Here is a 12,743-nt window from a genome sequence, read left to right as displayed (position 1 = left end):
TAAGGGAAGCTGGAGAAGAAGATGAATGTTAAAAAGGATCGCGCCAAAAAATCGTCTAGGGTTGGGTCCAAGTTGCGGACGCTGGCCTTGGTACTTGGCTGCGCGGCTTGCCTGAACGGTCAGGCTGTGACATTCATCGATCCAGCAAACCTGGTGGAAAATTTCACACAGCGGGTCCAATCTGCTTGGCAGTTTGCGAAAGATAATTCGCAATATGCGAAAGAGGCACAGTATTTCATCGATCAGGCAAGACGGTGGAAACAACAATATGACGCCGCAATGGCCTTCATCGATCTGGCGAGCTACCGATCAATGCTACCGGACGGTGTAGAGTTGGCGAAAGTAGACGAGGAATACATGGTCAAGGAGCGCTGCGGTGGAGAGGCTCCCAGTGTGTTCAGTGTCTCGGGTCTGAAGGAAATTATTTCCAGTAAGGTCAAGGAGGCGTTGAACAGTGAAGGAATCGACGAGCAACAAAAAAAGACCTGCGCTTACATTCAGATGCTTAAAAATAAGCGTTACAACGATTCGATTGATTTTATTGAAGTGACGATGCCCGCTTTTCAGCGGGAACTTGATCGTATCGTGTTTCGTGCTGCAGGAAATAACACGCCGGGCGCGGTGGATGCGCGTATGTTCGAGTTGAGAACCCTGTCAAACGCGATGGATATTCAGATGTCGACATGGACCGCCCGTAATCAGGCGTACGAGACATACATCGTTCTGATGGAGGACAAGCAAAAGTCACTTGCCAAACAGGCGCTTAAGGGGAAGGAAGTGCTGCTGGGTACGGTAGTCAAGAATCTCGCTCTACGCGCAGCGCTGAAAAACGAACAGACAAACTAGTTGTCACTCGGCAATTTCGTCGGAGCTTGCGCTTCGGCACCGTTAGAACCAAGGAATGCGTCTCATGGTTATGGACATCGTTAGCACAGTTTCCAATTGGCTTCCTAACATGCGCGTAGCCGATGGTGGGTCTATTGGAGATTTCTTCTTTTTCCAAGCCATTATCGAGTATCTCCGGATCGAGATTTACAATTTCGGTATGGAGACAATGCGCCGGATGATGGAATGGGTGGCAGGAATTGCACTGACGCTCATGACACTCTGGATCCTGTTCCAGGGTTATCTGATTATCTCCGGAAAGAGCCGGGACTCGATGATGGCACTCGTCACCGGCATGGCGCGTGGCGCGCTGGTGGTGATGGTGGCTTCGTCAATGGGTATGTTTGGTCAGGACCTTCATCAGTTTCTGGCGGTGGACGTTCCTCAGGAGATCACCGGGCTCATCACCGGAAAAGAAGATGAAACCGCAGAGCATCAAATCGATGAGAGCCTAGCCTGGATGCAGGTGGCGCTGACCACGATCGACTCGCTGCAAGTCGTCGATGATGAAGGCCTGCAACGAGAGAAAGCGACCGCCATGTGGTTCACTGGCATCGGTACGGGTGGACCGGCGTTGACCGCCGCTGCCATGTTGCTGCTGTATCAGGTGGCCATTGCGATGTTCGTCGGGTTTGGGCCGTTGTTCATCCTGTGCCTGTTGTTTGATCAGACCAAGCAGTTGTTCCAGAAGTGGCTGCTTTACGGTATCGGTACGATGTTCTCGATGGGCGTGCTGGCCGCGATGGTGTCTATTTGTATGAAGATGGTCGCCAAGGTTGCTGGATCGCTCTGGGCGGTCAAGGGGCTTGGCATGGTGCTGGACATGGATTTTACGAACGGCATCACAAGCCAGGCCATGCAAACCGGCGGGATGGGCGTATTGTTGACGCTTCTGATCCTGACGACGCCTCCGATGGCCGCGTTCTTCTTCCAGGGAACCCTGGGTAGCTTCATGGCGTATTCGCAGATTGGCGGTGCGGCTTCGGCTGGTGGGTCTCCTGGTCCGCAGGGACAGGCGCCGGGGTCTTACAGCCCTCCAGCTCCCACGCGTGACCCCTCGGTAGGTCAGGGATCTTCTTCTTCTCACGATTCTGGAAGAGTAATGTCAGCTAATAGCTCCGGCGGCGTGATATCTAATCAACCTACTGGAATGATGGCAAAAGCCGATCACGTAGGCATAAATCCTCGTTATTGAAGTAACTAGACGATGAAAATTTCAGCTGTACTGAACTATCCTTTTTTTTGGAGCTTACTGTTGCTCAGCGGGAGTTTATATGCTGAGGGTAATTGTCCACCTGGGAGTTATCCTATTGGTGGTCAGGGCGCAATGGGATGTGCCCCGATTCCTGCAGGTGGCCAAGGAGGCCCTGCGCCAACTGGCGAATGGAGAAAAACTTGGGGCGCGGTGGCAATGTCGAAGGTGGGGGATGGTGCAATCGGCGTGTCGAGTGGTTTTGTTTCAAAATCCCAAGCCAAGATTGATGCTTTAGAAAAGTGTCAGCAACTAACGGATAAAGGGTGCAAAATCGAGGTTTATTACAAGAATCAATGTCTCGCAATTGCTCAGCCTTCTCAGGGGGGAGTGGTGACATGGGGAACAGGGCCAACTGAAGCTAGAGCAGAGAGCGAAGCAAGGGGGGGGTGTTCCTCAAATGGCAAGTCTTGCGGCGTGTTGTTTAAGGGGTGTACTGATCCGGTTTTTCGGAAATACAAATAAATCGTCTTTGACGGAATGGCTGGACCCGCTTCGATTCCAAGTTTCCTTAACTTTCCATTGTTTAGATTCTGTGAATGCATAATTCTTAATTGGCAGCTTTGGCTACTCAAATAAGCCATGAATTGACCGGAATTAACTTAGATACGGGTGGCGCTAACCAATCGGTTCGCCGCAGGTAGCCGATGAAGGTCTGCAACGAGAGAAAGCGACCGCCATGTGGTTCACTGGCATCGGTACGGGTGGACCGGCGTTGACCGCCGCTGCCATGTTGCTGCTGTATCAAGTGGCCATTGCGATGTTCGTCGGGTTTGGGCCGTTGTTCATCCTGTGCCTGTTATTTGATCAGACAAAGAAGCTGTTCCAGAAGTGGCTGCTTTACGGTATCGGTACGATGTTCTCGATGGGCGTGCTGGCCGCGATGGTGTCGATTTGTATGAAGATGGTCGCCAAGGTTGCTGGATCACTCTGGGCAGTCAAGGGGCTTGGCATGGTGCTGGACATGGATTTTACGAACGGCATCACAAGCCAGGCCATGCAAACCGGCGGGATGGGCGTATTGTTGACGCTTCTGATCCTGACGACACCTCCGATGGCCGCGTTCTTCTTCCAAGGTACCTTGGGTAGCTTCATGGCGTATTCGCAGATTGGCGGTGCAGCTTCGGCTGGCGGATCGCCAGGGCCGCAGGGGCAGGCGCCTGGGTCTTACACTCCTACTCAAAAGGTTGATGGAAATAACAGCACAGCAGGAGCTACTTCGCAGGTTCGGGGTACGTCATCCGTCACCTCTCCGAGCCCCGAATCTAGCCAAGCAAGCCGCGGGGCTCACCGCGACCTAAATACATAGGTATAGATGCATGTATAAGCTCTTACTCATCGGTTTTTTTGTTTGCGTTTCATTGGGGCAACCCTTTTCAGCTCGTGCGGAAGGTAGCTGTCCCCCAGGATTCTATCCTATCGGTGGGCAAGGAGTATCCGGATGTGCACCGATTGAAGGCTCCTCTGGAGCAGCGTCCCCTACTGCTACTGGAGAATGGCAAACGCGTTGGGGAGCTCTTTCAATGGATGAGACTAATGGATTTATCGGAGCATCTTCAAGTCAAAAGTCAAAGAGTCTTGCGCGCAAAGAGGCTGAACTTGAATGCAAGAGGTTAGGTGGAGTTAAGTGTAGGCCGATTTTTTACTACAAAAACCAATGCGCGGCAATTGCCGTTTCATTAGGAACTAGTGGCTACGGATATTCTGGCGCACCATCCATTGATGAGGCGGAGACGTCAGCTATGAAGACTTGTGCTACAAAATCAGATATCGGGAAGTGTAAGGTCACATACTCCGCATGCAGTATGTCCTCTTTCAGGAAATATTAGGTTTTGCAAGTTGATTGGTGTTCTGCGCTATGAGCCGATAAGGCTGAAATTTTCGCTCCAGCAGGTGCCGTGGCCTTGCACGATGCATGTAACGGCCAAAGGAGTGCGATCGGCATCCCAAGTCAGGTCGTGCAAACCGGCGGGATGGCGATCGAGGTGGACTTGAATCTTCCGGCCGCCTGCGTCATCCGCAACGCGTCGCGGCCTGGCGCGGCTACCCGGGCAAACTTCGCTTGGACAATGGCTCGGAGTTTGTCGCATTGGCCCTGGCCGAGTGGGCCGAGCGCAAGGGCATCGCCTTGGACTTCATCGAGCCGGGGCGTCCAATGCAAAACGGCTTTATCGAACGCTTCAACGGCAGCTACCGGCGCGGCGTGCTGGACATACATCTGTTCCGCATGCTGAGCGAGGTTCGCGAACAGACCGAACACTGGCTGGCCGACTACAACCAGCAGATCCCGCACGACAGCCTGGACGGGCTAACACCCGCCGAGTTCCGTGAGCAACATCAACCGCAGACCTCTACTTTTGGCTGGCACTGAATTAAGGGGAGTCGACAGTTGGAACACAGCTGCCGGCAGGTGGCTGAGGAGAGTCAGCGTCAGGTGCAGCAACAGCAACAGGCGCTGATACAGCAGCGCACCGAGACGCGCGGCCCAACGATGTAAGGGCTAGATAGTGCGGAATCGATGGCTCTGGCGTTGCCGGTGCCATTTATGTGTGGGGCGACATCAATGGCCCTGGCATTGCCAGGGTTTTTCCTGTGGGCATCGCCTGGAGACTTTGATCAACAGCCGTCCGCTGATCTATGTGATGGACGGGTTCTGGAAGATCCTGGATGGCAAGGAAACCTACGCCCGTGTGACGAATGTCTGCCCATGAATACGTATGCACGGTTACGCCCGATGTCGGTAGCGCAGCTACGCTAATGGCCTTGGCCGGGTGCTTATTCCAGCGCCCGCATTTGCCCGGGAGGGGCGTGCATGTTGCAGACACCATGGTGGCGCGGGGCCGTCATCTATCAGATCTATCCGCGTAGTTTTCTGGATTCCAATGGCGATGGGGTGGGCGATCTGCCGGGCATCATCGCCAAGCTCGACTACATTGCCGGGTTGGGGGTGGATGCGATCTGGATCTCGCCGTTCTTCAAGTCGCCGATGGCCGATTTTGGTTACGACATTGCCGACTATCGTGCGGTGGACCCTTTGTTCGGCACGCTCGATGATTTCGAACGATTGCTCGACAAGGCGCATGCGCTCGGGCTCAAAGTGATGATCGACCAGGTGCTGAGCCACACCTCGATCGAACACGCGTGGTTTCAGGAAAGCCGTCAGGATAAAACCAACGCGAAGGCGGATTGGTACGTGTGGGCCGATCCGCGTGAGGACGGTACGCCGCCCAATAACTGGCTGTCGCTGTTCGGCGGTGTGGCGTGGCAGTGGGAGCCGCGGCGCGAGCAGTACTATCTGCACAATTTCCTGGTGGATCAGCCCGATCTCAATTTCCACAACGCCGAGGTGCAGCAGGCAACCCTGGACAATGTGCGGTTCTGGCTGGATCGCGGGGTGGATGGCTTCCGGCTGGATGCGATCAACTTCTGCTTCCATGATGCGCAGCTGCGCGACAACCCGGCCAAGCCGGCGGACAAGCGGGTGGGGCGTGGGTTCAGTGCGGACAATCCGTACGCGTACCAGTATCACTACTTCAACAACACGCAGCCGGAGAATCTGGTCTTCCTGGAGCGCCTTCGTGCGTTGCTCGATCGCTACCCGAATGCGGTGAGTCTGGGCGAGATCTCTTCCGAAGATTCACTCGCGACCACGGCGGAGTACACCGCCCACGGCCGCTTGCACATGGGCTACAGCTTCGAATTGTTGGTGCAGGATTACAGTGCGGCCTACATCCGCGAGACGGTGAGCCGACTCGAGGCGACCATGCTGGAAGGGTGGCCGTGCTGGGCGATTTCCAACCACGATGTGGTGCGTGCTGTGACGCGGTGGGGCGGCGCCGATGCGTCGCCGGTCTTTGCGCGGATGGTGGTGGCGTTGCTGTGTTCGCTGCGTGGTTCAATCTGTCTTTATCAGGGCGAGGAGCTGGGGTTGGGCGAGGCGGACGTGGCGTTCGAGGATCTGCAGGATCCTTACGGCATCACGTTCTGGCCGACCTTCAAGGGGCGCGATGGGTGCCGTACGCCGATGCCGTGGACCGACGCGCCGTCTGCGGGCTTCACCAGCGGCAAGCCGTGGCTGCCGTTGTCCGAGCCGCATCGGCTCGCGGCGGTGAGCGTGCAGCAGGACGATGCACACTCCGTGCTGAGCGCCGTGCAGGCGTTCCTTGCCTGGCGTAAGAGCTTGCCAGCACTGCGCGAAGGCGCGATCACGTTTTACGACACGGCAGAGCCGGTGCTGATGTTCCGGCGTGAGCATGCAGGGCAGGTCATGCTGTTGGCTTTCAACTTGTCCTCCAACGTTGCCGAGCTTGCGCTGCCTGCAGGTGCGTGGAGCCAGATCGATGTGCCGGGGGTGGAGCGCGGCGTGATCGAGCATGGCCGCATGGGCTTGCCTGGGCACGCGGTGGTTTGCGCGACGGGCGGGGAGTGACGCCATCGCGTGCAGGTGTGGACGCGATTGAGTGATACCAGCGAGGCATTCCATTGGGATGCCTCGCTTCGTTTATGAGTCGTCAGGTTGCGAAACGGCGCGCACGCAGGGCAGCTTGCGTGGCAAGTGGTTCAGGATGCGTCACATGCCGCTGCTGTTGCAGGCGACGGTGATGCATCTCCGTTGAACCGGTCTAATTTTTGCCTGATCAAACTGCTTCAAATGGTTGCCCGATCAAGCTGACTGCAACTGGCGGCCCTGCCGGTCAGCGCAGCGTCTCCTGTCTTGCAGCCTGTCTTGCGTTTAGGTGGCAGGCAGTGGGACATAGACATGCCTGCTTGGTGCTGAGCCCGTCTGGCCTGTGGCGATCCCGTTTGTCGGAATTGCGATGTTGCTCTTGCAAAGAGAGAGCCGCCGTTGTCTAAACGGCGGCTTTTCTCAAAACGATATTTCGACGTCTAGACCGATGCGCCCGTGATTACATTGCGGTAGTAGCTCAATGCTTGTGCCGAGGAATATGCAGGCGGGTGACGCGGTGCATCTCGGGCGATGATTCTGTTTCCTCGGACGCCGTACCCTCACCCCAACCCCTCTCCCGGTGGGAGAGGGGCTTTGGCGCATCGAGTGGCAAGGGTTGACGTCGCAAAGTAGCGCATCGCTGGTCAGTGGCTCACTGGTCAATCGGTGCGGAACGTCCAGTTCGCGTCACATCAGAACTTTCAGTCCGCGTTACATCACAACTGCTAGTTCACGTCACATCAAAAATTCCAGTTCATGTCACATGAGAACGTCCAGTTCGCGTCACATCAGAACTTTTAGTTCACTTCACATCGAAACTTCCAGTTCACTTCACATCAAAACTTGTAGTTCACACCCAGCACAAAGGTGCGGCCCCATTCGATATATTCCAGCGGGCGGTCCTTGGTTTCTGCGTAGGTGCGATACGGCGAGTTGCTGAGGTTGCTGGCCTGCAGCAGCAGGGTGAGGCCGGACAGGCTGCTGGCTTCGCTGAAGTTGTAGCTGATTTGCGCGTCGGTGATGTTTTCGCCGACCACGTAGCGCAACGTGCGGTTGCCATTGAAGTTGCCGATTTCACCGATGAAGTCCGAGCGCCGGCGCTGGCTCACACGCGCTTCGAAGCCCTTGTGTTCGTAGTAGGCGGTCAGGTTGTAGACGCGCTTGGACAGACCGGGCAGGCTGATTTCACCGTCGCCCACGCTGGAGGCGCTTTCCGGGTCGCGGATCTTGACGTCGCTGTCGTTGAAGGTGGCGCTGGCCTGGATGCCGAAGCCTTCCAACGGGGCGAAGATCAGGTCCAGCGGCAATGAGGCGGTGAGTTCGGCGCCGCGCAGGGTGCCGCCCTTGCCGTTGAACGGGGCGCTGAAGGTGCCGGTCGTAAGCACCGGCGCAGAACCCGGTGGCGGCACGTAGCCGGCGACCAATGCGGAGAAGTCGTAGTTGTCGCGGCTCTGGGTGTAGATGTAGCTCTTCAGGTCCTTGTAGAAGAACGCCGCGGCTACATACGCGCGATCGGCAAAATATTTCTCGTAGGAAATATCCAGGGCGTTGGCACGCCACGGGTCGAGCATCGGGTTGCCGCCGCTGGCGCCGGGGCGGCCGGTGGAGGTGTCGACACCGAATTCCAGCGAGGCACGCAGTTGATCCACGCGCGGGCGTGCGACCTGCTTGGCCATCGCAAAACGCAGGGTCTGCTCATACGGGAACTGGAAGGCCAGGTTCAGGCTGGGCAGCCAGTCGCGGTAGGTCTTGCCATCGTCGATGGGCCGCACTTCGCTGCCAGCCGGCTGCGAGGCATCCCAATAATTGGCCTGTGACGATTGGTCGGCGCTTTGCAGCTGCACGCCGATATTGCCGCGCACGCCCACCTGGCCCCATTCGGTATCGATGTTGGCGCGCAGCCAGGCAGTGGTGATCTTTTCTTCGACCGTCCAGGCCTTGGACACCAGGAACGAGGCATCGTCGCTGGGATTGAACAGCATGTAGCGCGACACGGCCGCCGGTACATTCCATGCAGGCAGCGAGCCGAGACCGGCAAAGCCGAGATTGACCGGAGCATATTGGAGACCCGCTGCCACCGTGGCCTCGCCTTGCGCGCCAAGGGTGATGTTGCCCTCCGGCTGGGTCTTCTGCTTTTCGCGGTTGGCGTAATTGACGCCGACATCCAGATCAGAGAACCAGCTCAGCGCCTCGGGCATCGGGAAGCTGGCCTGCAGGCGCGCGCCCTTGAGTACGTCCTCCACGCGCGGCACCTTGCCGTAGCCGGAGCCGTAGATGGTGTTGGTGAGGAACAGCTCATCGGGATTGGAATAATTCATGCCCGGCGCCAGCTGCGAAAAGCCGTTGCCGACGACCGACACGCCCACGGTGTCCAATTGCGGCATCGGAGCACGCTGGAGATTGTTCTCCAGGTTCAATTCGTCGCGGGTGGCCTTGGAGTAGTTCAGGTCGGCGACGATCTTGACCGCGCCGGCGGTGATTTCGTTGTTCCAGCCGAAGGCCTCGATCTTGTCTTCGCGCTTGTTGTACATGCCGCGGACCAGCGGATAGACGCCGCTGGCGGTGCCGCCGACGAAGCTGCCGTTATCGTTGACGCGCACGTCGGTGATGTTCAAGCCCGGCGTGTAGCCGCCGTTGTAGTTGCTCAGGTTGAGCTCGAACTGGTTGGCGGTGTCGATTTGCTCGGCTTCGGTATGAAACGCGTCGAACGTGCTGGTCCAGGCGTTGGAAGGGCGGTACTGCAGCGTGGCCATCACGCCATCGCGCTTCTGGTTGCCGGTACGCCGCAACGCCTTGATGCCATCGGAGAAATACACGCCATCGGCCACGCCGGGGCGTTGACGTTGCGCGTTGACCTGCTGCCAGGGTTCGTACAGACCCACCTGGTTTTCTTGGATCGGCATGTCGGTGTGCGCGTAGCCGATGGTCAGACCGATGGTGCGGTCGGCGAACTGGTCGATATAGCTGACGTTGAAGCGGTTGCCGTACGGGTCGACGTTGGCGGCCTTGCCCAGCGAATTGCGCTGATAGCGGCCACCGATGGCGATCACACGCTCGTTGTAACTGAGCGGGCGTGCAGTCTGCATGTCGACGGTGCCGGAAAGGCCCTGGCCGACCAGGCCGGCGTCGGGCGTCTTGTAGACGGTGACGCCGCTGACCAGCTCGGACGGGTATTGGTCGAATTCCACGCTGCGGTTGTCGCCGGTGCTGACCACTTCGCGCCCGTTGAGCAGCGTGGTGGAAAAGTCCGGTGACAGGCCGCGCACGCTGATGACCTGCGCACGGCCGGCCACGCGCTGCGCAGCCAGGCCGGGCAGGCGTGCCAGCGATTCGGCGATGCTCACGTCCGGCAGGCGGCCGATGTCTTCGGCCGAAATGGCTTCCACAATCGAGGTGGAGTCGCGCTTGACCGAAATGGCACCCTCGATGGCGCGGCGCAGGCCGGTGACCTGCACCTTGTCCAACTCGGTGACGGCGCCGGCGGGTTGTTCGGTAGCGGATTGTTCGGTGCTGCCGGTCTGTGCTGGCGTTGCCGATTGCGCGGCAGCCAACGTCGGTGCCATGGCAACGGCCAGGGCGATACTCAGCGCGGAGCGCTTGTACTTCAACATTTTCCCCTCCCAGGTACATGTTGTTCTTTGATTTTTGATCCGGCAGACGCCTGGATGTCATGCGTCGCACGCCCGGACGGACGTCACGACGGCAACGTATGGTAGACACCGCGCCCGTGTGCAAACGCGGGCTGCATACGTATTCAACCGTGCTGATGGCGATGAAATCGATTCCACGCACGCTGTTCACGCGATGCGCTACGGTGGCTGCCGATCCGCCATGCGGGCGCGGCGCTCACGCCATCGCGGCGCCGCTGTGGTTCGCGCGCTGGCCTTGCAGGCGCTGCGGCAGCCCCGTAGCGATATCGCTCAGCGCCTGGCCTCCAGCGGCACAAAGCGAATCGCCTGGCCGCCGCCCGGCGCCAGACGCAGCTCCAGGGTGTCGCTGCTGCTCACCAGGCGCTCTTCGCGCACGAAGGCGAAGGGCTTGCTGACGTAATCCGCGTCGTCGCCATCGCGATAGATCTGCGCGGTGTAGCGCACACCGGGTTCCAGAAAACCCAGCGGCACCTGCAGCAGGCGGCCATGCTCGTCGGTGATGCTGCCCAGGAACCAGTCGCGGCTATGTCGGTCCTTGCGCGCAATGGTGACGTAATCGCCCACCTCGCCATTCAGCGCACGGGTCTGATCCCAGTCCACCGCCACGTCCTCGATGAAGCGAAACGCCTCGCGGTGCTGCAGGTAATGCTCGGGCAGGTCGGCGGCCATCTGGATCGGGCTATACAGCGTCACGTACAGCGCCAACTGCCGCGCCAGCGTGCTGGGGATGGCCTGGCCGTTGCGGCCCTTCAGGCTGACGATGCCGGGCGTGTAGTCCATCGGCCCGGCGAGCAGCCGGGTGAACACCAGGTTGACCTCGTGTTCGGGTGGATTGGGCGGCTGGCCCCAGGCGTTGTATTCCATGCCGCGCGCGCCTTCGCGCGAGATCCAGTTCGGATAGGTCCGGCGCAAGCCGGTGTCCTTGATCGGCTCGTGTGCGTTGACGGCGATATGGCGCTGCGCCGCTTCCTGCACCACGTGCAGATGGTGGCGCGCCATCCATTGGCCGTCGTGCCATTCGCGCAGCGGCGTGCCGCCGGCAGGATTGCGGCGCTCCACCTGGCCGTCGTCGCAGACATAACCGGTCTTCACCGAGTCCACGCCGAAGCGTGCATACAGGTCCATCGCCTCGGCGATCTGGTCTTCGTAATGGTCCACTGCGCACCCCGTTTCGTGATGGCCGATCAGATGCACGCCCTTGGTTGCGGCGTACTTGCTCAGTGCGGGAAGGTCGAAATCCGGCGTTGGCCGGGTGAAATCGAAACTGCCGCCATTGCCGAACCATTCGCCGTCCCAGCCCGGGTTCCAGCCCTCGACCAGCACGCCGCGAAATCCGTGCGCGGCGGCAAAATCGATGTAGCGCCGGGTGGTGGCGGTGGTGGCGGCATGGGTGGGGCCGGTGGCCCAGGTCTGCTGGTTGAGATGCATCGACCACCACACCCCGACGTACTTCGACGGCTTGACCCAGTCCACGGCCCCCAGCGCATTGGGTTCGTTGAGGTTGAGGATCAGATTCGATTCCACCAAACCGGTGGCCTGATCGGCGATCTGCAGCGTGCGCCACGGCGTGTCGAAGGGCAGGCTGCGCCGCACCTTCCAGCCTTCGGCAGCCGGCGACAGTTGCGCGCGCAGACGCTGATCGTCGGTTCGACGCAGCCACATCCCGGCGTAGTCCACCAGCGCGGCTTCATGCAGCGCAATGTGCAACCCGCTGTCGGTGCGCAACGTCATCGGCGTATGCGCCAGGGTGAGCTGGTTCAGCGGCGTGCGGTTGTACAGGTATTCGTAGTGGATCGGTTCGCCTGCCGGAATCCACCACGCCTGGGCCGGCTGCGCGATGGCGAACTCGGTCAGTTCGTCGTCGATGATCGCTTCGCGCCATCCCGCTTGTTGCGGAAAGTGATAGCGCAAGCCGACGCCATCGTCGTAGACGCGAAAGATCACATCGAAGCGGCGCCGCGCACCGTCGCGCTCGCCCAGCCGAACGTGCAATTCGGCGTAGTGGTTGCGGATCAGGCGCGTTTCGCCCCAGGGTTGTTCCCAGGTGTCGTCGTGATCCTGACGTGCCTGCGAGAGCACCACCAATCCGCGGTCCAGGCGCCCGTCGCGCAGGTTGAAGCCCAGCCGCGAGCGCTGCAGCACCGGCTGGCCGAGGCGTTGCACGCGGTAGTACGGCGTGCCGCCGTCCAGCTCCAGGCTGACCTGCAAGACGTTGCCAGGTGAGTGCACCTCAATGGCAGTCACCTCGGCGCGGGCCGGTGACGCAAGACTGCCAAGGCAGCTCAGCACCAGCAACCGCGCGATCCAGGCGGCGCCCAGTGTCGAGCGTGCTCGACGTGAAGACAGCGGCATATCCCCTCCCAAGGCAACCGTTGCACAAGTGGCGACTATGCAGCCGCCTGCAGCTGCTGGGCCGCGCTGCGTGCTGTCGACGGCCATGAATACGTATGCAGTGATGCGTCGGGGCAGGGCGCGCGTCTACCATGGCGCCACGGCACCTGGGAGGGTC

At 59.4% G+C, this 12,743-nt stretch carries 8 protein-coding genes and 1 pseudogene; 7 read left to right on the top strand and 2 right to left on the bottom strand.

Annotated elements, in window-relative coordinates; translation table 11 throughout:
* The first annotated feature begins 21 nt into the window (after positions 1-21).
* The 7 genes and pseudogenes from RZV17_RS12740 (at position 22) to RZV17_RS12710 (ending at position 6,566) form a co-directional block, all read left to right on the top strand.
* On the top strand, positions 22-846 hold the full coding sequence (locus RZV17_RS12740) for a hypothetical protein (RefSeq protein WP_184371419.1): 825 nt from the start codon (positions 22-24) through the stop codon (positions 844-846).
* A gap of 70 nt (positions 847-916) precedes the next feature.
* On the top strand, positions 917-2,080 hold the full coding sequence (locus RZV17_RS12735; protein ID WP_184371550.1) for a type IV secretion system protein: 1,164 nt from the start codon (positions 917-919) through the stop codon (positions 2,078-2,080).
* Between the two features lie 12 nt (positions 2,081-2,092).
* Positions 2,093-2,602, top strand: a complete 510-nt coding sequence (locus tag RZV17_RS12730; protein WP_355603926.1) for a DUF4189 domain-containing protein — start codon at positions 2,093-2,095, stop codon at positions 2,600-2,602.
* A gap of 214 nt (positions 2,603-2,816) precedes the next feature.
* On the top strand, positions 2,817-3,446 hold the full coding sequence (locus tag RZV17_RS12725; protein ID WP_355603923.1) for a type IV secretion system protein: 630 nt from the start codon (positions 2,817-2,819) through the stop codon (positions 3,444-3,446).
* A gap of 10 nt (positions 3,447-3,456) precedes the next feature.
* Positions 3,457-3,966, top strand: coding sequence for a DUF4189 domain-containing protein (locus RZV17_RS12720; RefSeq protein WP_355603920.1), 510 nt, complete (start codon positions 3,457-3,459; stop codon positions 3,964-3,966).
* A gap of 144 nt (positions 3,967-4,110) precedes the next feature.
* Positions 4,111-4,508, top strand: a pseudogene (locus RZV17_RS12715) (integrase core domain-containing protein); the annotation flags it as partial.
* A 441-nt stretch (positions 4,509-4,949) separates the two neighbouring features.
* Positions 4,950-6,566 (top strand): alpha-glucosidase, encoded by a 1,617-nt coding sequence (locus RZV17_RS12710; RefSeq protein ID WP_355603917.1) that lies wholly within the window; start codon positions 4,950-4,952, stop codon positions 6,564-6,566.
* 854 nt (positions 6,567-7,420) lie between these two features.
* On the opposite strand, the gene RZV17_RS12705 is transcribed toward RZV17_RS12710, so the two are convergent.
* Both RZV17_RS12705 and RZV17_RS12700 read right to left on the bottom strand, forming a co-directional pair.
* Entirely contained in the window at positions 7,421-10,195 is a 2,775-nt protein-coding gene (locus RZV17_RS12705) for a TonB-dependent receptor (protein ID WP_355603914.1), read from the bottom strand.
* 309 nt (positions 10,196-10,504) lie between these two features.
* Positions 10,505-12,586: a glycoside hydrolase family 97 protein gene (locus RZV17_RS12700; RefSeq protein ID WP_355603911.1), complete on the bottom strand. Its 2,082-nt coding sequence runs from the start codon at positions 12,584-12,586 to the stop codon at positions 10,505-10,507.
* Positions 12,587-12,743 lie beyond the last annotated feature (157 nt).

The sequence above is a fragment of the Xanthomonas cannabis genome, from assembly GCF_040616535.1.
Classification (GTDB): domain Bacteria; phylum Pseudomonadota; class Gammaproteobacteria; order Xanthomonadales; family Xanthomonadaceae; genus Xanthomonas; species Xanthomonas cannabis.
Note: the sequence above shows the minus strand (reverse complement) of the source record. Positions and strands in the feature narration are given on the sequence as shown.

Coding starts and splice junctions, on each gene's coding strand:
- RZV17_RS12735 (WP_184371550.1), top strand. CDS start 917: ATGGACATCGTTAGCACAGTTTCCAATTGGCTTCCTAACATGCGCGTA.
- RZV17_RS12705 (WP_355603914.1), bottom strand. CDS start 10,195: ATGTTGAAGTACAAGCGCTCCGCGCTGAGTATCGCCCTGGCCGTTGCC.
- RZV17_RS12700 (WP_355603911.1), bottom strand. CDS start 12,586: ATGCCGCTGTCTTCACGTCGAGCACGCTCGACACTGGGCGCCGCCTGG.
- RZV17_RS12710 (WP_355603917.1), top strand. CDS start 4,950: ATGTTGCAGACACCATGGTGGCGCGGGGCCGTCATCTATCAGATCTAT.
- RZV17_RS12720 (WP_355603920.1), top strand. CDS start 3,457: ATGTATAAGCTCTTACTCATCGGTTTTTTTGTTTGCGTTTCATTGGGG.
- RZV17_RS12730 (WP_355603926.1), top strand. CDS start 2,093: ATGAAAATTTCAGCTGTACTGAACTATCCTTTTTTTTGGAGCTTACTG.
- RZV17_RS12725 (WP_355603923.1), top strand. CDS start 2,817: ATGTGGTTCACTGGCATCGGTACGGGTGGACCGGCGTTGACCGCCGCT.
- RZV17_RS12740 (WP_184371419.1), top strand. CDS start 22: ATGAATGTTAAAAAGGATCGCGCCAAAAAATCGTCTAGGGTTGGGTCC.